The 20318-nt window shown below is 40.2% G+C and carries 16 protein-coding genes and 2 pseudogenes; 2 read left to right on the top strand and 16 right to left on the bottom strand.

What is annotated here, in order from left to right:
* The first annotated feature begins 261 nt into the window (after window positions 1–261).
* Window positions 262–696 carry an acyl-CoA thioesterase gene (locus RI196_RS01385; RefSeq protein ID WP_311066768.1) on the top strand — a complete coding sequence of 145 codons (435 nt, stop codon included), beginning with the start codon at window positions 262–264 and terminating at the stop codon, window positions 694–696.
* 62 nt (window positions 697–758) lie between these two features.
* Here the strand turns inward: RI196_RS01385 and RI196_RS01380 are convergent, their stop codons facing one another.
* The 4 genes and pseudogenes from RI196_RS01380 to RI196_RS01365 form a co-directional block, all read right to left on the bottom strand.
* Window positions 759–1094, bottom strand: coding sequence for a DMT family transporter (locus tag RI196_RS01380; RefSeq protein ID WP_311066767.1), 336 nt, complete (start codon window positions 1092–1094; stop codon window positions 759–761).
* A 22-nt stretch (window positions 1095–1116) separates the two neighbouring features.
* Window positions 1117–1440 (bottom strand): DMT family transporter, encoded by a 324-nt coding sequence (locus tag RI196_RS01375; protein ID WP_130158505.1) that lies wholly within the window; start codon window positions 1438–1440, stop codon window positions 1117–1119.
* A gap of 470 nt (window positions 1441–1910) precedes the next feature.
* Window positions 1911–2204, bottom strand: a complete 294-nt coding sequence (locus tag RI196_RS01370) for a hypothetical protein (protein ID WP_311066766.1) — start codon at window positions 2202–2204, stop codon at window positions 1911–1913.
* 367 nt (window positions 2205–2571) lie between these two features.
* Window positions 2572–3004, bottom strand: a pseudogene (locus tag RI196_RS01365) (SDR family oxidoreductase); the annotation flags it as partial.
* A gap of 792 nt (window positions 3005–3796) precedes the next feature.
* Here RI196_RS01365 and RI196_RS01360 point away from each other — a divergent pair.
* Window positions 3797–5092 carry a DUF4085 family protein gene (locus RI196_RS01360; RefSeq protein ID WP_311066765.1) on the top strand — a complete coding sequence of 432 codons (1296 nt, stop codon included), beginning with the start codon at window positions 3797–3799 and terminating at the stop codon, window positions 5090–5092.
* Window positions 5093–5490: 398 nt separating this feature from the next.
* Here RI196_RS01360 and RI196_RS01355 read toward each other — a convergent pair whose 3' ends face one another.
* The 12 genes and pseudogenes from RI196_RS01355 to RI196_RS01300 form a co-directional block, all read right to left on the bottom strand.
* Window positions 5491–6237 (bottom strand): amino acid ABC transporter ATP-binding protein, encoded by a 747-nt coding sequence (locus RI196_RS01355; protein ID WP_063386500.1) that lies wholly within the window; start codon window positions 6235–6237, stop codon window positions 5491–5493.
* Window positions 6238–6252: 15 nt separating this feature from the next.
* The gene (locus tag RI196_RS01350; RefSeq protein WP_063386499.1) at window positions 6253–6912 is read right to left on the bottom strand and encodes an amino acid ABC transporter permease; all 660 of its coding nucleotides are present in this window, start codon (window positions 6910–6912) and stop codon (window positions 6253–6255) included.
* Window positions 6913–6971: 59 nt separating this feature from the next.
* The gene (locus tag RI196_RS01345; protein WP_063386498.1) at window positions 6972–7742 is read right to left on the bottom strand and encodes an amino acid ABC transporter substrate-binding protein; all 771 of its coding nucleotides are present in this window, start codon (window positions 7740–7742) and stop codon (window positions 6972–6974) included.
* Between the two features lie 354 nt (window positions 7743–8096).
* Window positions 8097–9443 (bottom strand): MATE family efflux transporter, encoded by a 1347-nt coding sequence (locus tag RI196_RS01340; protein WP_063386551.1) that lies wholly within the window; start codon window positions 9441–9443, stop codon window positions 8097–8099.
* 17 nt (window positions 9444–9460) lie between these two features.
* Window positions 9461–9754, bottom strand: a complete 294-nt coding sequence (locus tag RI196_RS01335; protein ID WP_063386497.1) for a metal-sensing transcriptional repressor — start codon at window positions 9752–9754, stop codon at window positions 9461–9463.
* A gap of 407 nt (window positions 9755–10161) precedes the next feature.
* Window positions 10162–11949 (bottom strand): L-lactate permease, encoded by a 1788-nt coding sequence (locus tag RI196_RS01330; protein WP_311066764.1) that lies wholly within the window; start codon window positions 11947–11949, stop codon window positions 10162–10164.
* 207 nt (window positions 11950–12156) lie between these two features.
* Window positions 12157–12930, bottom strand: a complete 774-nt coding sequence (locus RI196_RS01325) for an IclR family transcriptional regulator (RefSeq protein ID WP_063386495.1) — start codon at window positions 12928–12930, stop codon at window positions 12157–12159.
* A gap of 160 nt (window positions 12931–13090) precedes the next feature.
* Window positions 13091–13611 (bottom strand): annotated as a pseudogene (locus tag RI196_RS01320) (fumarylacetoacetate hydrolase family protein); the annotation flags it as partial.
* Between the two features lie 180 nt (window positions 13612–13791).
* Window positions 13792–15975, bottom strand: a complete 2184-nt coding sequence (locus tag RI196_RS01315; RefSeq protein WP_311066763.1) for a malate synthase G — start codon at window positions 15973–15975, stop codon at window positions 13792–13794.
* A 115-nt stretch (window positions 15976–16090) separates the two neighbouring features.
* Entirely contained in the window at window positions 16091–17548 is a 1458-nt protein-coding gene (locus RI196_RS01310) for an FAD-binding oxidoreductase (protein ID WP_311066762.1), read from the bottom strand.
* Window positions 17539–18906: a (Fe-S)-binding protein gene (locus RI196_RS01305; protein WP_311066761.1), complete on the bottom strand. Its 1368-nt coding sequence runs from the start codon at window positions 18904–18906 to the stop codon at window positions 17539–17541. The genes RI196_RS01310 and RI196_RS01305 overlap by 10 nt, the downstream gene beginning before the upstream one ends.
* Before the next feature lie 2 nt (window positions 18907–18908).
* Entirely contained in the window at window positions 18909–20180 is a 1272-nt protein-coding gene (locus RI196_RS01300) for an FAD-binding oxidoreductase (protein ID WP_311067312.1), read from the bottom strand.
* Between the last annotated feature and the right edge of the window lie 138 nt (window positions 20181–20318).

Raw genomic sequence — 20318 nt, 5'->3', positions numbered from 1 at the left:
AAACATACTAGTTGGTTTTTACTGTAATTTCAATTATATAATACTTTTGTTTGTTATTGAATATATTTTTTTATTTTTGTTCTTTATGTTATTTCCTACCTCTGTCCTAATCAAAGAGGTGAACGCAACTTTAGCATCAATTTTTGAATTTTTGACAGACGCTCAGCTTATTTCGAACTTCTTTACAAATCTTATTTCCCGCTTTAATTGCTAGAATTTTCATTATATAATGAAAATAACATTTTTTCAGGAGGGTACATAATGGAAGGATTCCGTTTTTCACACCGCCTGCGGGTGCGCTACTCAGAAATTGACGGACAAAAAATTGTCTTTAACGCCCATTACTTGACATATATTGACGTTGCGGTTATTGACTATTTTGAGGAAGTGTTTGGGCGGGATCTCGAGGAGCTTGCCCAAGAAAATATATTTGATATTGCAATGGTCAAATCAACGCTGGAATATAAAAAGCCAGCCCGTTTTAAAGATACGCTTGAGATCTGGTGCCGAACATCACGAATTGGCGGCTCTAGCCTGACAATGGAGTTTATCATCACAAAAGCGGGAGAAAAAGACCCGCTGGTTCAGGCTGAAGTGATCTATGTCAATTATGATGCCGCCGCTGGAAAATCGAGAGCGATTCCTGATTTCGTCCGTCAGCGAATTAAAGAATACGAACCGGCAGTCAGCCTATAAACGAAATACAAACGTTTAGACCTATAGCTGACTCCTTGCGCCCTTCAGACAGGGGGTCAGTTTTATAAAACTTTATCTGGACTTTTTGGAGCATTTAATAAAATCACCCCGCCAATGATCAATACTAGACCAACTAATGTAATAATATTAAATGGGTCCCGCCATACTAGAACACCAATTAACGCTGTAAAAGCTGTCCCCAGCCCCGACCAAATCGCGTAGGCCAAGCTTAGCGGAACTGTCTTAAGACATAACGACAAACAATAAAAAGATAATCCATAACCAACTATAACACCAATGGAAGGGAAAAAACTTGTAAATCCATCTGACAATTTAAGCATTGTCGTACCAAATACTTCGCTGATAATAGAAATTCCTAATGCGATAAAACCTTTCATACAATTGCCTCCTCTCTCATCGTTAATGAGAACTGCTGAGTTTCAAAACAACCACTCCACAAATGATTAGAACTAAGCCTAAACATTTTTTAAGATCAATACTTTCTTTATAAAAGATAACACCGACTAATGCAGTTAAAGCCGTACCGAAGCCTGACCATATCGCATAAGCCGTACCAAGCGGTATTGCTTTTAGAGATAAAGATAAGAGATAAAAAGCTGCGCCATACCCCATTACGACTCCGATGGAAGGAAACAACTTTTTAAATCCATTTGATACTTTCAGCATTGAACTTGCAAATACTTCACTTATGATGGCTACTGCCAAAATTACATATTCCTTCATGTGAATCCTCCTAAAACTTAACGGTCCTTCGCACTTTTGTCCTTTGATATAACAATTTGATAGTCTTCGAAAAATACGTTTTGACTGACCTGATAAAATCCAATCCATCGCTTACTCACAGTCATGCACGCAGACTCTCGTCTTTTCACCAGCAACTAGTACAAAATACTAGGAAAAATCATGTCCGCAACATTACGTGGAGAAGAGTTAGAAAAAAAGGAATTCCAGAAAGGTCCAAGGAGATTTTTACAATGGATCTAACGTCTAATCAATAAATGGATCCCCTTGAAAATGGCCACCCACACTATAAATGGTAAGTTCATCGTTTGATGAACTTGAACTTCGTAATCATACATTTCTAAAAGATTTTTAAATATCGAAGAAATTTTGTTCGCTGTCAGAATGACCTCTTTTCCATTACTAATCGTTATCGTTTTAAATGCAAGAGTAGAGTTTATATGAAAGCTGTTCTAGCTATAAATCATTCGAAGCTCTTTAAAAATAGATTTTTTCTTATGAAGTGACAAATTTTTAATTCGTACAATTTCTTTTCCGTCTGGTTGAAGCACAACAAAGGCGTTATGTATGAAATGTTCTTTTGTAGATATTGCCTTATATTCTTCTTTTCCAGAAAAAAACGAATACTTTCCAATTGGAAAGCTCCATTTAGGATGAAGCAACACTTCTTCATCAGTCTGTATTTCACGGATACGAGTTTTCGTTAAATCCATAAATGAATCTTTAAAAATAAACGAATAAGTCATTTTTTCTCTCCATCTTTGTCAAATCCTTTATACTGCTTCCCATTAATTGAAAAAGAATTTCCTTCTACGCATATTTTATCACAGGTTTTCATCATTCTTTCTTCCTCTTATCTATCCACCTTCTCCCCCCCTCACCCTTCGACTCCCATACAGCTACAAGGCTTCGAGAGAATAGAAGATATCATCAATTTTCCACAAAAGAAGAAGCCGAACATGCGCCTGGTGATCAAGTTCGACTTCTTGGACACTTTTTTAAACATGAAAATAAAGATCCGCACTGCGATGCATATCGAGCTATCGCTTCCCGTTAGTGGTACTCGGAAGCATTCGCTGGCTTTCCAGCATCCTGTACTTCTCCGATATATCGCTAGGCATCTGGCTGTGAGCCATCAAGATCATAAAAACTATACACTTGCGCGAGCTGACCGCTTGACACAGATTGACCGTTCCAGCGAGCAACCTTCGGATCACCGGCTAAAGCGGCCGACAAAACGCGGCGTTTCCGAGATGATGAATTGGGGTTCCTTTACAAGGGCATCACGCCAGTTTTCTTCTGTCATACCATAGTGATCAAGCATAATTTCAGAACGCATCCAACCCGGAGTCTGCTACGGCGGTGCATTGATATGGTAAAAGCTTATGGACTAAAGACTTTGCCATACGATGACAGACATCTTGGCTAGATCGTAGAACAGTGATAAACGGTAGTTTTTCTCGTTGTATTCTGCCGTGCCATCCGTTATCTCAACGACCAGCCCGTTCTTATTTCGGATTAACAGGGGTAATGCAAAGTGGAGCGTCAAATACTCTATCTGCAGAGGCATCAAAAGAACGTTTCATCGTTAAGGTTATTGTAGATGTACTAACCATTCTCATCACCCTTTACAAAATAATGAATTTGTTGCAAATACTTTATTTTTTCTCCTTTTTTGCTTTATTCAGCTCATGTTCAAGAACGTCAAACTGTCTGTTCCAAAAACATTCATAAAATCGAAGCCATCTGTAGAAGTAGAAAACGATTTGGAGGTAAGACGACAAATATGCGTTCGTCCTTGCACAGTCCTTTCAAGCAGGGCTGACCGTTCTAATGTTTTGATATGCTTAGCAAAGCTGCTAAAGACATATCAAAAAGGTTCCGCCAATTCCCATACTGTTCGGTCATGAGAGGCAAGTAGACGAATTATTTCTCTTCGCGTCAGATCAGTTAGGCTTGAAAGATGTTGTCTAGTAAGTATAGAACTTGAATTTATTCAACTATTAGTTTAACTATTTCTGTACAGTAATTACTTTTAAGTTCAGATGCATGATAGTAATTCTTTTTTATATCCTGCCCGTTAAAACCGGATATTTTTCTGTACAATCATGGGGCTGTCCAGAAAGTCAGATCCCCATTGAAAACAAAAAATCATAAACACCGATATATCAACGTTTCTAAAACATTAATGGGGGCGTCAATAAGCCGTAAAAACGAATTATTAGACACCCCCATCACCTATTTTGTTAAATTTCTCCTTTTTAGCAGGTGAAACGCTTATAAGAAGTGAATTCATTATATGAGAAAAAATGGCAGATAGCATATAAGGAGAGATATAATGAAATTTTTTACAAAAGAATGGTATGACAAAATGCAGAAGGCGCACCTGCTTACAATTCCCGAGTCTGATGAAGAATGGATGGATTTTATCAAAAGCTTTGAAGAAGACGGCGAGGATGTTTACGACTATTTGCGGCAAGATCTTGAATCTATTAAAGACGAATTATTGCAAACATTGCCGGAAACATTTCATCCCTATATTCTGAACGGCACCATTAATCAGCCGACACTGCCAAAGGAAGTGCGGGACGAACTCATCATTTGGTTGAAGGCTAAAATTGAGGAATGCGAAAAAGTGTTAGATGAAGCGAATAATCATTTTGAACATATTCGCGAAAATCTGCCGGAAGAGCTGATCAGCATTTTGGAAGATGGATTACATGACGCAGAATTACAATATATCCATCGCGATTACGATGCACTCAGATTAACGTTAAATGGGGAAGGCAGTTTCAGCAAGGGGGATGCCATCGTTATTGAGATTACTGGAATCAAGGAGGAACAATCCGAAATACCTTTAACACCAGGTATGTTTTGGCTTTATGAAGAAGGGGATCTTAATAACAAAAGCTTCATCTTAAGTGTTTTATTTGACAATCCGATGACGGAATGGAAGGTAGCTGCAAAACAATTTTCCATTACCCATTTTTATAAAACACAAATTTTTCACCACGATCAGGAATTTGAGAAGGAAAATCATAGCCGCCATAAAGCAAAAAAAGAGAGACATAGTCTTCCTTACAAACTGCCGGATCAGTATGCGTCTTTCGTGACCGCTTTACACGAAGGAGAAGCGGAGAAAATGTATTTTTTAACGGAAAAGGAAGCTATAGAAATCGACCGCTTTTTATCTCTTGAGGAATTGAAATTAGAAGGCAGCGTCATCCCGATTGCAGTTTGTACCAATGGAAATATTGTCCTTCACCTTGAAACTCAGAAAATATTTTATCTTGGTGCAAATACAGAGGAGCTAGCTGAAAGCTTTGAAAAATTTTTAGAAGGACTTTATTCAAAACAATTCGTGGATGAAATGCCCCTATTATCAGAGCCGTTACCGACGGAAGAATTGGAAAGCGCACTGTTCAGTGAAGACTTAGAGCTGATCATACGTGCATGGAACACCATTGTTCAAGAACCAGAAAAACATATACCATTAATAGAAAAAACTCTCCCATATTCTTTACAGCATGAAAATGAAGAGATACAACTAATCGGTGAAGTGTATATGGACCATATTCTTTCCTTCAACATTTTGTCTGAGCAATTCATCAATAAACTGAGAAAAAGCACTTAGGAACGAATGCTAAAAAGGCAAGGCTCTTTCTAAATGATCCTGCTCCATACCCCATCGAATGAATTTGTACAACAAACTTATGGTTCCGGGGCTCATGACCTTTTCACCGCTTCTACTAATCGAGTAGGAGGGGGTGACTAACCCCCGACCTCTCACACCACCGTACGTACCATTACTTCTGCCTTCACGGCTCGGGGCTTTCACCCTAGAGATTATTACACTCTGCCGGGCGTACAAAAATAGCAGCACAGACTTGGCCGTAGTCTGTGCTGCTAATCTTAATATGTTTTATTTAAAACAGATTTGGGGTGTGCTAAAAGTACGTTTTATTTGTTGATCAGTTACTATTTATTTTAAGTAGCAAGTGTCAAGTAATCTACTAATAGACAGCGTCCCGATTATTTCAAACTGCGGTTCAAGAAAGCTTTCGTTCGTTCAAACTTCGGGTTTGTAAAAATCTCAGTCGGAAGTCCGGATTCGATGATTTCCCCGTTGTCCATGAAAATGACTCGGTTTGCAACCTCCTTGGCGAACCCCATCTCATGTGTCACCACAATCATCGTCATGTGCTCTTCAGCCAGCTGCTTCATTACTTGCAGTACTTCGCCGGTTAACTCCGGGTCCAAGGCGGAAGTAGGTTCATCAAACAGCAGGATTTCAGGGTTCATCATAAGCGCACGAGCAATGGCGACTCTTTGTTTTTGACCGCCCGAAAGTTTTGCAGGATAAGCTGATGCCCGATCGGAGAGCCCGATTTTCTTCAGAAGTTCTGTGCTGCGTCGTTCAATTTCCGCATTTAACTCCTTCTTTACTAGCTTAGGAGCAAGTTCCAAATTTTCTTTAACCGTGAGGTGAGGAAAGAGATTGAAATGTTGGAAAACCATTCCCATCTTAGAGGTGATCCGCTTAATCTCCTGCGGTTTTGAGTAAATCCCGTCCTTCACCAAATAATCCCCGGATATACAAATGCTGCCTCCGTCAATTTCCTCAAGATGGACCAGGCTACGGAGCATTGTACTTTTACCAGAGCCAGATGGTCCGATCACAGCAATTACGTCGTTCTTGTTAACATCAAATGTTATCTGTTTTAATACATCCAACTTGCCATATGATTTTTTGAGGTTGGATACTTCAATGAGAACCACACTCACTACTCCTTTTTAATCAAATTTGAACCGTCGTTCGAGCCACTTAAAGAGAACAGTTAATAAGAGCGTCATGATCAGATAAATAATACCTGCGATGAAGAAAGGCACGATTGTAAAATCACGGTTCACAGCAGTCTGTGCATAGTGTAATAATTCTGGTACGGCAACAGCATAGAGCAGTGCGGTATCCTTAACTAGTGTAACCGATTCGTTAGCGACGGCAGGAAGTGCGATGCGGAACATTTGTGGAAGTATGATTCGCGTCATCGTCTGCCATTTATTCAAGCCTAGGACTTGTGATGCCTCATACTGACCTTTATCAATAGCCAGCAAACCGCCGCGGAAAATCTCGGCAAAATATGCAGCATAGTTCAATATAAAACCCAAACAAGCTGCGACAAAGCGGTCTAATACCAAATAATCTCCGATCACAGGGATCATCGGCAGTCCAAAACATATAAAAAGCAGCTGAAGCAGCAATGGGGTGCCCCGCATCACATATATATAAATCTGTGTAAGCCACGATAAAGGCTTAAACCTGCTTCTTACAGCAAGTGTTAGTATGAAGCCGAGCGGAATTGACAACACAATGACGATCAAAAACAGGAGAACCGTCATCTGTGCGCCTAGCAGCATCGGCTTAATGATTGAGTTGAAATAATCTACGGACATGAAAGAATTCCTCCAACAGCAAAACAGGGTTTCTCAAGGAAATCCAAGTTTGGTCTATTTTACTTTAATACCTTATTTTCACCAAACCACTTTTGCGAGATTTCGGCGGCAGTGCCGTCCTCATTCAGCTCATCGAGAGCTTTTTGCAGTTTATTCAGCAGTTCCTCATTACCCTTTTTAACACCAATTCCATATTCTTCTTGTGCAAGGGATTCATCGAGCAGTTTATAAGTATCTTTTTCTTTCGACATGTAATATTTAATGACAACTTCATCAATCACTACTGCATCAACACGTTTTAGCTTTAGATCCTTCAATGCCAGAACATTGTCGGCATACTCCGTAACCGTCTTGATTTTCGATTTAATCGGATTTTTATCCAACGCATCGGCTGCAGAAGATAGAGATTGAAGACCAACCACTTTGCCTTCTAGATCATCAAGTTTAGAAATGTTTGAATCAGCAAGTGTGACCACAACTTGTGCATTTTTCATATAAGGCTTTGTAAAAAGAACCTTCTTTTTGCGCTCCTCCGTAATGGTATACCCGTTCCAAATGAGATCGATCCGTCCGCTGCTTAATTCAGATTCTTTTGTTTTCCAATCGATCGGCTGAAATTTTACCTTTGTTCCCATTTTTTCGGCAGCTGCCTTGGCGTAGTCAATGTCAAACCCTACAATTTCATTATTCTCATCCCGGAACCCCATAGGTGCAAATTTATCATCTATTCCAATTACTAGCGTTTTGTCTTTTTCCTCCGATTTGGAGCATCCTATCAGGAGCGAGAATAACGCTGCCATAGTTAGAATAAACATTGCTAATCGTTTCATACTGTAGATAACCACCTTTAATTTATTTTCATTTTGTTTTTAACCTATTGCATGTCCAAAAAATTTAAATGTCCCCCGCTACTAATCACAATTAAACCATCCGTAAATGTATCTGCAATAGTTCGGACAACATTTGCATCAAATAAGCTCAAAAAAGCAATAACGATAATTGCTATAAAAACGCATCTATGAAGATATCTGCGAGTGTACTTTAATTCGATAATATATTAGAGTAATAAATTAACATAAAATAAAAATAACACAACATAAAAATGAATGTCAATGGATATTTTTAGTTCATTAGCATACTAAAGTATTTGAGAATCATAGTTTTCTATACATATAATTGTATGTTCAATGTTTGATTTGCTTTTTAAATCTCCACCATAAAATCAGGGCTCGAATGACTTGATCGATTACAATGGATAGCCATACTCCTGCTATTCCTAAATTTAATTGGATGCCCAATACATATACACCTACAATACGAATGACCCACATGCCGACCGCTGTACTGTACATGGGGCTTTTTGTATCTCCTGCTCCTTGTAAAGCTCCAGTCAACACCAATCCCATAGCTAATGCTGGTTGGGCAAAAGCATCAATTCTTAATGCCGTAGTAACCATCTCAATAGCCTGTTTATCTGTTGTAAACCAAGTCGCAAGCCAAGGAGAAAGGAAAAACAACAGAACACCTATTATAGACATAAATAACATGGCGATATAAGTCGTCAGCATCCCATATGTATAAGCCTCTTTTTCAAGCTTTGCCCCAATATGCTGCCCTACAAGTGTTGATGCTGCCGCAGCTAAGCCATATCCTAGCATATAGGAAAATGTTTCGATATTCCCGGCAATTGTATGAGCTGCATACGTTTCCGTTCCAATTCGAACAATTAATCCAAAGTAAAGCACTTGCCCTAAACGCATAATTAAGCGTTCAATTGCTGCAGGAGCAGACAGCCTCAAAATAGGCAATGTGAATTTCTTTATATCCAAAGAAGATTTCTGAAATAAAGAAAATGATATAGACGATTTTTGAATGTAATAATAAAGAGCGATGGCTCCCAGCACTCTTACAATGACTGTCGCCCAGGCTGCTCCTGCTAAGCCCAACCCGTGAAATCCCAATAAACCAAAAATGAAAAAGTAGTCCAAAACGATATGGATGATATTAATCCACCAGCTTACTTTCATCGGTGTTTTTGTATCGCCAGCAGCTCGTAAAATACTTCCAAAGATAAACATTAAAGAAATAAAAACAGACGGGACAGCTACAATCCGAAAATAAACAGAGGCGTCTACTAAAACGCTTGGTTCTGCTCCCATAAGACGAAGTAAAGGTTCTGTGAAAAATAAGGTGATAAAACCAAAAAATAAACCTATAAAAAAAGAAAGAATGGTTGACTGCTTAGCAACGGCTTTTGCTTGGCCAATATTACCAGCACCGACATGACGTGCGATCAAAGAAGAAGCCCCTACTCCAACTGCCATGAAAATGGCGATATATACGGCTAGAACAGCATTTGCCACGCCTACTGCTGTGACTTCGTTTAATCCTAATTTTGATACAAAAAGTGTGTCTACAAATCCTACCACTGTTTGCAAAATATTTTCGATCATGGCAGGAACAGCTAATGCTAGGATGATCTTTATTTTTTGTTTTGTTGATCGCTCCTGACTGATACCCTCTGGAATCATCAAAAAATTTAATCCCCTTATCGAATGAAATTCTCTAATGCTTTTTTTAAATCGTTTAATACTTGTTCCTCATTTCCTTGATGAACAGCATTTACTAGACAATTCTCCATATGATCAACAAAAATTACTTTTGCTGCATTATCTAACGCTTTCCTTACAGCCGCAATTTGCAGAAGAATTTCAGGACAGTCTCTTCCTTCTATCGCCATTTCTTTAATGGAACGAACATGTCCCTCAATTCGCGCTAATCGATTAATGACCTGCTTGCGATATTTATGTTCATGATTTTGATGATGGTGGTTTTGACACATATTTCATTCCTCCTTATTATAATAATATCCCCCTAGGGGGGATATGTCATTTTAAAATTTTTTCACCTTTTCAAAATATAAATATGCTGTTCAATCATAGTTAACATAATAGTCACAAAAACCCCTTTAGGCTACAAGTGGTTTCTTATTGATGTAAACTTCGTTGATATTTACGTGCAACCAAGCACATCTTATATCTGCATAGAAAAAGCTGGATTTTAATATAGGGCGATATTGTGAGAGCAACTTTGTAAAGTATACAGTCCTATGATCACTCTTCACAAAACATACTAAGATTAGTATGTTTTTTTGTCATAGAAAAACTCCCCTAGTGAAGGGGAGCATATATTTTAAGACAGCCTTTACTTTTTCTTAAAAAATTATTATATCCATTCTTTTTGTTAGGATTATTGTTTTGCGCCAAATGATGACTTATTATGAGCGGGCCATGTTGCCCGTTTTTTATTTGTTGCAATGATGTAAACGGCGGCAACTGCGATCAAGACTGCAATCAAGGAACCGAGATTAAATATTCCCTTTTCGGAGTACCATGCAATCGAGTATCCAATCGAACCAGCCATTAAAGCATAATACGTAAATGGGAGCAATGTTTTTCTAATAACTGCTCCTTCTTTTCCTACCAACCCGACTACTGCCGAAGCAGCGACGACATTGTGTACACAAATCATATTCCCAGCCGCACCACCTACCGCCTGAAGGGCAACAATCCAAGTGGGATCAACACCAATTTGGGAACCTACATTATATTGAAATAAAGAAAACATCATATTACTGACCGTGTTGCTGCCAGCTATAAAAGCGCCCAGTCCACCAATAAATGTGGAGAAAAAGGGCCAATAATTGCCCGCCAGCGCTGCTACTCCGTTCGCCAATTCAATTGGCATTTGATCATAACCTGCAGCACCGCCGCCTGAATTTAAAAACACTTGAACCATTGGAACGGTAAAAATTAGCGCGGTTGAAGCTGAGATCATCGTTTTCCCTGAATGCATCCAAGCACGTTTGTATGCGCTTCCATTCATACCGTGAATAAAAAAGGTAATCAGTGACGCAACAATAAAAATTGTTCCTGGTGAATAAAGCGGTTGAAAGCTAGCCGTAATATTTGTTCCAAACATATTCCGAATCTCAATCGTCCACGCTTGCAGCCATCCGCCGATCGGAAGCGATTTCAACCTGGTCGCCACTAAAAACAGGCCAACTAAAATATACGGAGTCCAAGCGCGAATCATGCTCATCTTGCCGTTCTTGTGTGCGATATCTTTAATCTCAATTTTTCCTATCCAATCCGGATCCCATTTAGACTTTTCTTCAAAATCCCATACTTCTTCTTGAGATGGAATTAAAAAACCTTTTTTCGCAGCGGCAATAACGATTGCTAATCCGACCAAGCCGCCAACCATGGAAGGAAATTCAGGGCCAAGGACATTGGCAACGATGAGATATGGTATCGTCATTGTAAAAGCCGCAAACAAGGCAAATTTCCAAACTTTAATTCCTTCAGAAAACGACTTGTTTTTTCCAAAAAATTTGGTCATTAGGGCTACAACAAATAATGGAACAAGAGTGCCCGTTATCATATGAAGAATAGCAACTTTCGCTCCAATCAAAGTGACCAACGACAGCAAGTTATCAGTAATCGTTGCATCAGCGGATAATCCTGATTGTACGCCGACAAGAATCGGTGTGCCGACAGCACCGAATGAAACGGGTGTGCTTTGAATGACCATGCCCGCCACAACGGCTGCCATCGCTGGGAATCCCAATCCTACTAATAATGGAACAGCAACTGCAGCTGGCGTACCAAAGCCTGCGGATCCTTCAATAAACGAACCAAATAACCATGCGACAATAATTACTTGAATGCGCCGGTCTGGAGAAATATCGGTGAACCCTTGCCGGATTGTTTTAATTCCCCCACTTTCTTGCAAAGTATTTAAAAGCAAAATGGCGCCAAAAATGATGTACAATAGTGTAGCAGCTACAACCAAACCATTTATGGAGGCAGCTATTACATTGGCTGCTGATACTTTCCAAACAAAGAGCGCAAGTATGACGGCCACAACATATGAAATCGGCATCGCTTTGCTAGCTGACCATCGAAACCCAACCAAGAAAATTCCGACGATTAAAATTGGAAGAAGCGATAAAAAAGCCAACAATCCAGTACTCACAAGAGATTTTCCCCTCTCTTATTCAAAATGTAATTCACCCACATGAATGGAAAATCATAGTACACTCATTATATCTTTTATTTTTTTAATTATCAATATTTTCTGAATTTTTTATCATTAACTAATTCCTTTGTTATGCAATAATCAAACCCTTGCCCTATTTGAAAAGTTGGAGCGAAATCAATTCAAATAAGGCGAAGGTATTACTCAAGCATATTCAACAAAACCAAGCCGAGCAGAAATTTGCTTTCCTATTTCAATCATCCGCGGCTGAAGTTGTTTGAGCCTCTCATCTGTCATTCGAATGGTTGGTCCTGATACGCTCACGGCAGCAATGACCTTCCCCAAATGATCAAAAATTGGGGCGGCAATACAACGAATCCCATATTCGTTTTCTTCTAAATCTAGTGCATATCCTTGTTGTTTAACTCGAATGAGCTCTTTCAAAAATGCATCCTTATTCGTAATCGTATTTTTCGTATGCATCGGCAACCCTTTTCTGTCAAGGATGTCTAAAACGACACTTGACGGCAAATTGGCGAGAATGGCCTTTCCTACAGAGGTGCAATGCATTGGGGCACGCTTTCCGACTTTTGAATGCATGCGCAGCGTTTCATTTCCTTCCAATTTTTCAATATAAACGACTTCTCCTTGGTCATAAACAACCAGATGGATGACTTCGTTCGTCTCATTTTCTAATTTTTGCAGGAAAGGTTTTGCTTCTTTGCGAAGATCAATCGATTCTAATAGCTTCGAACTGATTTCCAAAAATTTATACCCCAGTTTATATCGTCCTGTTTCGGAATCTTGTTCAATATAGCCGTACCGGGCAAGTGTAGATAAGATTCGATACACGGAGCTTTTGTTGATATCAATCTGATTGGCAATCTCTGTGACGCCTAAACCTTCTTTTTTTAAGCTGACAAGTTGAATAATGTCCAACGCCCTGCTTACAGACTTGACCATATTGTCCCTTTCCACAGCCGTTCACCTTCTAAAATCTTGGCGGAATTTGCTAGAGTGCAAATTCCGCCATATAAATTTTCTTGATTCCCTTATATTATGACAGGAAGAACAAAAACTGCCAAGTTCTTTCTGTTCCATTATTCACTTTATCATTTGAATACTAAGATTGTTTCCTTCATAACGTGTTAACACGTTTTTTTGCAGCAACAACGGTATTTTTTAATGTGCCGATTCCTTTCATTTCACATTCAATTACATCTCCTGCTTAAACAAAATCGGCTCCAACCGGACTTCCTGTTAAAAGGACATCACCGGGTTTAAGTGTCATGACAGATGATAAATAGGAAATCATTTTCCGAATGGAAATAATCATTAATTCCGTTGAACTATCTTGTTTTTTAACACCGTTCAACTTTGCTTCAACATGAATGCGAAATGTATCAAGTTCTGTTTCAATGACAGGGCCAAGGGGGGGAAATGTGTCAAACGATTTACCGATTGTCCAATGGCCATCTTCATGGAAAACTGCGGCGCCGTTACGTCGTTGCCCACCGTGTACCCAAATACATAATTCAATGCTTCTGATTCCGGCACCATTTTCGTTTGTTTACCGATTACAATTGCCAGCTTAGATTCAAACTTTACCCTGTCTATTCCCTCTGGAATAACAATCTGTTCTTCAGGACAAATAACGGATTTTTATGAACTTCCAGCGCCTTTTCCCGAAGGTTTTTCATACATTCAACTCCTTCATAATAAAACTTTTCATTCATAACCAAAGCCGCGCAACTAAAGATTTTGATCGGTTTTTGTGCATGGAAGATGTAGCTTTTAAATAGAAGGCACCCTTTGGTAGGATGCCTTCATGATGAGAAGTTATTGTTTTACAGCATATTTTGCTTTTGCTTCAAGACGGCGGCGATGCAAAATCGGTTCTGTGTAGCCGTTAGGTTGATCATAACCTTTAAATACGAGGTCACACGCAGCTTGAAATGCGACGGAACGGTCATAATCTTTTGACATCGGGCGGTAGCCAGGTTCATTTTCATTTTGCTTGTCGACTATTTTCGCCATCCGCTTAAGTGTTTCAAGAACTTGTTCTTTCGTAACAATGCCGTGATGCAGCCAGTTTGCGATATGCTGGCTTGAAATCCGCAACGTTGCCCGGTCTTCCATCAAAGCAATATTATTAATATCCGGAACTTTTGAACAGCCGATTCCTAACTCCACCCAACGAACAACATATCCTAAAATTCCTTGTGCATTATTATCTAACTCTTCTTGTATTTCTTCAGGGGTCCAATTCGGGTTTTCTGCAACCGGAATTTGTAAAATTTCATCACGGAGATCTTCAATCGTTTCAGCCAATTTGTTTTGGACATCTGTTACATTTACTTGGTGATAATGGAGAGCATGCAATGTAGCCGCTGTTGGTGATGGCACCCACGCAGTATTGCCGCCTGCTTTTAGATGGCCAATCTTTTGCTTGAGCATTTCCGCCATCATGTCCGGCATTGCCCACATGCCTTTTCCAATTTGCGCACGGCCTTGGAAGCCGCTTTGTAAACCGATATAGACGTTTGAGCGTTCATAGGCTTGCAGCCATTGAGATGTTTTCATATCATTTTTCCGAATCATCGGACCTGCTTCCATTGATGTATGGATTTCATCGCCAGTTCGGTCCAAAAACCCTGTGTTAATAAATACAACACGATCTTTTACTTCCCGAATACAAGCTTTCAAATTCAAAGTTGTGCGCCGTTCCTCATCCATCACACCAATTTTCAGCGTATTCCGTTTTAATCCCAGCAAATCTTCGACGCAGTTAAATAGCAGGTTGGCAAACGCCACTTCCTCAGACCCGTGCATTTTAGGTTTTACAATGTAGATCGAACCTTTCCTGGAGTTTTCAAATTTGCCATTTCCTAAAAGGGAATGTTTAGCAATCAAACTTGTTACAACCGTATCCAATATTCCTTCTGGGATCTCTTCTCCCTCTCCAATGAGCACTGCACTATTTGTCATCAAATGCCCAACGTTACGAATGAGCATAAGTGAACGACCTGGGAGAGTAAACTTTTCTCCTGTTTTGGATGTGTATGTTCTGTCAGCATTAAGCGTACGTGTAATCGTTTTATCGTTTTTTGTAAAAGTAGCTGTCAAATCTCCTTTTATGAGGCCAAGCCAATTGCGATAAACAAGCACTTTGTCTTCCGCATCCACTGCCGCCACAGAATCTTCGCAATCCATAATCGTTGTAACAGCCGCTTCCAATAGAATATCTTTAATTCCCGCATCGTCATTTTTTCCAATTGGATGGCTTCGATCGATCTGGATTTCAATATGAAGACCGTTGTTCTTCAATAAAATGGCAGATGGTTTATCCGACTCTCCTCTGTAGCCTACGAACTTTTCTCTTTCTTTAAGAGCGGTTGTCTTGCCATTCATTAAAGTGACAAGCAAATTCCCGTCTTCAACTGCGTATTGAACAGCGTCGCGGTGGAAATGTTCTTGCAACGGCACTACTTCATCAAGGAAGTTTTTCGAAAAGGCAATGACTTTTTCCCCGCGAATCGGATTATACTCTCCTTTTCGTTCAGCCCCATCTTCTTCGCTGATGACATCCGTTCCATAAAGAGCGTCATAAAGGCTTCCCCATCGGGCATTGGCGGCGTTAAGAGCGTACCGTGCGTTATTAATCGGCACTACTAACTGCGGCCCGGCTTGTAGAGCAATTTCGTCATCGACATTTTCTGTTGTAATCTTAAAGTCTTCCACTTCTTGTTCTAAATAGCCGATTTCCTGCAAAAATGATTTATAGGCTTCAAAGTTGAATTTGTTGCGATGTTCTTTGTGCCATTCGTTGATTTTTTGCTGGATTTCATCACGACGCTTAAGCAAATTTTTATTAATAGGTGTCAGTTCATAAACAAGGTTCTCAAACTGAAGCCAGAATTCATCTTTTTCCACACCGCTTCCCGGCAATGCTTCATTGTTGATAAAATCATACAAATTTTCAGCTACTTTCAAATTGCCGACTTTTACATAGTTTGTTTTCATGGGCACAATTCCTCCTTTAAATGTTGTTTGTTATTACGAAACACTGTTTCGTAATAGTTTAAAAAAGGATAACATGATGATGGAATCATTTCAATAATTTTCTTAAAATTCTTTTTTATGATGCTGTAACAGATTTCCCCTCTTTTTTCACTTCCAAACAACGTCCCGGAGTTGGGAAGAGCTTCCCGGCATTTAATAAATTTTTCGGATTAAATACTTCCCGAATATCCGTTTGCGCCGCTATTTCTTCGTCGCTAAAAATGAAGCGCATCTCTTCTCTTTTCTCGATCCCTACTCCATGTTCACCTGTAATCGATCCGCCGGCATCTGCACATGCTTGCAAACAGGCGCTGCCAGCTTTTAATGCCTTTTCTGTTTCGCCCGGTTTTCTGGCATCAAAAAGTACAAGCGGGTGCAGATTGCCATCGCCAGCATGAAAGATATTTGCGATGCGCAGACCATACTCTCGACTGATTTCGTGAATTCTGTTTAACACTTCGGGTAATTTGCTGCGGGGAATCACACCATCCTGAACTAAATAATCAGGAGAGATCGCCCCCATTGCGCCAAATCCAGTTTTGCGGTTTGCCCACCATCTAGCTCTTTCCTCTTCACTTTGTGCCACTTTTACTTCTCGAACATGATTTCTCTTGCAAACTTCTAAAATTTGATGGATTTGCTCGTCTATACCTGCGGATATTCCATCCACTTCAATGAGCAAAAGCGCTTCAATGTCTTTTGGATGGCCGACAGGAAACGCTGCCGCTTCAACCGCTTCTATTGCTATTTGATCCATCATTTCAAGGGCTGCTGGTACAATTCCGGCAGAAATAATGTCCGATACGGCTTGACTGCCATCCGCAACGTTGTCAAAATAAGCAAGCACCGTTTGCTTTGCTTCCGGGTTTTTTAAAATACGAACCGTTATTTTCGTCACAATTCCTAAAGTTCCTTCTGATCCTGTTAAAAGTCCCAATAAATCATAGCCCGGTGCATCAGGTATTCCATCCTTGCCTATTTCAATGACTTCGCCATTTGGCAATACCACTTCAAGCCCTAAAATGTGATTTGTCGTCACACCATATTTTAGACAGTGTGCACCGCCCGCATTTTCACCGACATTTCCGCCGATGGTGCAGCAATATTGGCTTGATGGATCAGGCGCATAATAATATCCTTTGTCCGAAATGGAGTTCGTCAGTTTTAAGTTGACAAATCCAGGTTCCACTACTGCACGCCTGTTTTCAAAATCAACGCTTATAAGGCGTTTCATTTTTACAAGACTAATGATTACTTCCCCATTCAACGGGATCGCCCCGCCGCTGAGACCAGTTCCGGCGCCGCGGGCAAGGAACGGCAAATCATGTTCGTGGCAATATTTCACAATTTTTGCGACTTCTTCTGTATTATTCGGGAAAACGACTGCCCTCGGCAAACGACGATGAATGGTAAAGCCATCGCAATCATAAGCTAATAAATCTTCTTTTTTATACAAGATGGAACGGTTTCCTTCAACAATGTTTGCAAGGTTTTTTATATGTTTGTCATTTGTTCTTATCCCTTTTAGAGACATTCCTCTCCCTCCTTTAGGCGATCTTCTTTTTGGTACGCCCAATCCAGCAGCTGTACGGTATGAACAATTTTTTGATTTCTTCCGTTTTTTTGAACACCCATCGCCATCTGCAGCATACAGCCGGGGTTTCCCATTACAATCATTTCTGCTTCTTTAGGAACATTCTTCATTTTGCTATCAAGCACTTCTTTAGCCATCTCCGGATTTGTTATATTGTAAATGCCAGCACTGCCGCAGCATCGGTCGGCATTCGCCATTTCAACCATTTCGACCCCAGGTATATCAAGAAGAAGGCTGCGAGGTTCGTCACGAATGCCCTGTCCATGAGCTAAATGGCATGCATCATGATAGACAACACGAGCCTTGATTTCGGCGATGGGCCTTTTATAACCAGTGTCATAAAGGTATTTTGAAATGTCTTCCACCTTTTTTGAAAATGTTTCAGCTTTTTGGCGCCAAACGGGGTCTTCACGGAACAGCTCCGGATATTCTTTTAACATACATCCGCAACCGGCAGAATTTACAATTACTTTTTCAGCATGTTGGAATGCTTCAATATTTTGTTTCGCTAATTTTCTCCCCATTTCCCGGTCGCCTGCATGAACATGAAGAGCCCCGCAGCAAGTTTGATTTTGCGGAATCATAACGTCATTTCCATTTCGAGTTAACACGTTAATTGTTGCTTCATTAATTTCGCTGAACATGACATCCATTACGCAGCCAGTTAAAAACGCAACCGTACTCTTCGTTTCTCCTTTTGCTTTAATGACTTTTTCATGTTTGTACTTTTTCCGCACAGGCTTTTTCACTTCCGGCATGATCGCTTCCATTTCGGCTAAATGCTGCGGTATGATATTGATCAGCCCTGTTTTACGGACAAACGTTTGCATGCCGCTTTTTTGATACAATTTCAACACATTTCCTAACGTGTACAAGCGATTGTGGTGCGGAAACAAACTATGCAAAAACAGATGGCTGACCGCCTTTCTCCAGCCTTTTAACGGCATGGCTTGGCGAATTTGACCGCGCGCTTCTTCTATCAATCCCCCTACATCGACGTCCGCAGGACAAGCGGTAGTACAAGCGCGGCAATCAAGACAAGCAAAGACAGGATCCATAAAATGTTCGTTCACTTCAAGCTTTCCTTCTGCGACTGATTTAATCAAATGGACGCGTCCGCGGGGAGAATGCTGTTCCTGACCCGTGATCTCATAAGTGGGGCACGATTCTAAACACATACCGCAATGGACACAATCCGCCCATTTGTTTTCATCAGGCGGATCACTCCAAAGGTAATTGCTGAAGCTGTTGGTTTGACAGGCTGGTTCTTTGATAAGATCACTTTCATTTAATCCCATATTTAAATCCCTCCCACAAATCGCTTCGGATTGAGAATGTTGTTCGGATCAATCTTTGTTTTGATTCCTTTGAAAAGAAAGAAATATGGCGGATTTTCCCCCCAAACCTCTATTTTCTGGCGTAAAATAAACGGCAAATGTTTAATGACTGCATACCCATTGAGCTCTTTGACAAAATTCCTTAAATGCTGAATTGCTGAAATGACGTTTTCGCTGCCGCCTCTTAAAACGATTTGACACAATCCGTGGCCTAATCCACCGTGGGCTTCGATAAGCAAATTGTGCGTATCCTGTAATAAATGGCTTTCCCTAATAACTTTTAGGACATCTAAATTGACAACTCCGATTTTCAATACTGCTTCAGTCTCCCCTGTCTGATTAGACGCCCTGCCATTCGGGCTGATTGTATAAAAAGATTGCCAAAACTTGCGCGCTTTCTCTTGAGCAAGAATGGTCATTTTCGTTTTAGGAGGCTGAATGCTTTTTAGAAAAGATTCTTGGTAATGAACCGAACTTTCATTATCTTCAAAACTAATGGCCAATGTATAAAATTTTTCACCCGTTAGCTTTTCAGCCAAAGACGGACTTATCAGTTCCAGTGAGACAGGTTCCATCTGCGAATCTAAAAACGCCGCGGCAAATGATCGCATTTCAGCAAAATCTCCTTCTGTAAATGATAAAAGAACATTGCTTTCATATTTTGGCAAAGGACGGAGTTTTAAAGTGATTTCCGTCAAAACCCCCAAAGTGCCCATGGAACCGACAAAAAGTTTGTTCATATCATATCCGGCGACATTTTTCACGACCTTTCCGCCTGTTCGGATGACCTTGCCATTTGGATAAACAACTCGAAGCCCGATGACTGCATCTCTGGCGGATCCATATGCCAAACGTTTGGGACCGCTTTCATTAGCGGCGATAATACCGCCGATGGTCGCATAATCCGGCCAAGCAGGATCTAGAGATATTTTTTGGTTATGTTCTTCTAAGTACCGCTGCAATTCTTGAAATGGTGTACCTGCTTTCACTGTTAATGTCATATCTCCCACTGTATGCTCGACGATTCCTTTTAGATTTGCTAAGGAAAGCAAAATATCAGCCGAATCAATTAGACCGCCAAACCCCCGCTTTGTTCCTCCGCCCACAATAGAAACGGTTTTCCCATTTTTGTTTGCATATTGCAAGATGCGTGAAATTTCGTTTTCAGTTTTTGGATAGACTGCGACTTTTCCGCCATTTCCAAGTGGATGACCTTCATTTTCCTTTACTTCCATTTGACTTTCGGGGAAAACATCTTTTAATTCTGTGTACAACTCTCCTTGGAGCAAATCAAGCACCCCCTATGTTTTGTAATAAGAAACATCGTTTCTATAAATCGCAAAAGAACAAGCGTTTTAAATCATTTTCTTTCA

It is taken from the genome of Aeribacillus composti (assembly GCF_031760945.1).
Classification (GTDB): Bacteria; Bacillota; Bacilli; order Bacillales; family Aeribacillaceae; genus Aeribacillus; species Aeribacillus composti.
Note: the sequence above shows the minus strand (reverse complement) of the source record. Positions and strands in the feature narration are given on the sequence as shown.

Bases quoted from the DNA above. Each gene is read 5' to 3' on its own strand.
- RI196_RS01385 (WP_311066768.1), top strand. From the start codon at position 262: ATGGAAGGATTCCGTTTTTCACACCGCCTGCGGGTGCGCTACTCAGAA.
- RI196_RS01370 (WP_311066766.1), bottom strand. From the start codon at position 2,204: ATGACTTATTCGTTTATTTTTAAAGATTCATTTATGGATTTAACGAAA.
- RI196_RS01340 (WP_063386551.1), bottom strand. From the start codon at position 9,443: ATGATTCCAGAGGGTATCAGTCAGGAGCGATCAACAAAACAAAAAATA.
- RI196_RS01305 (WP_311066761.1), bottom strand. From the start codon at position 18,906: ATGGGATTAAATGAAAGTGATCTTATCAAAGAACCAGCCTGTCAAACC.
- RI196_RS01335 (WP_063386497.1), bottom strand. From the start codon at position 9,754: ATGTGTCAAAACCACCATCATCAAAATCATGAACATAAATATCGCAAG.
- RI196_RS01350 (WP_063386499.1), bottom strand. From the start codon at position 6,912: ATGTCCGTAGATTATTTCAACTCAATCATTAAGCCGATGCTGCTAGGC.
- RI196_RS01380 (WP_311066767.1), bottom strand. From the start codon at position 1,094: ATGAAAGGTTTTATCGCATTAGGAATTTCTATTATCAGCGAAGTATTT.
- RI196_RS01300 (WP_311067312.1), bottom strand. From the start codon at position 20,180: ATGGAAGTAAAGGAAAATGAAGGTCATCCACTTGGAAATGGCGGAAAA.
- RI196_RS01375 (WP_130158505.1), bottom strand. From the start codon at position 1,440: ATGAAGGAATATGTAATTTTGGCAGTAGCCATCATAAGTGAAGTATTT.
- RI196_RS01315 (WP_311066763.1), bottom strand. From the start codon at position 15,975: ATGAAAACAAACTATGTAAAAGTCGGCAATTTGAAAGTAGCTGAAAAT.
- RI196_RS01345 (WP_063386498.1), bottom strand. From the start codon at position 7,742: ATGAAACGATTAGCAATGTTTATTCTAACTATGGCAGCGTTATTCTCG.
- RI196_RS01310 (WP_311066762.1), bottom strand. From the start codon at position 17,548: ATGTCTCTAAAAGGGATAAGAACAAATGACAAACATATAAAAAACCTT.
- RI196_RS01360 (WP_311066765.1), top strand. From the start codon at position 3,797: ATGAAATTTTTTACAAAAGAATGGTATGACAAAATGCAGAAGGCGCAC.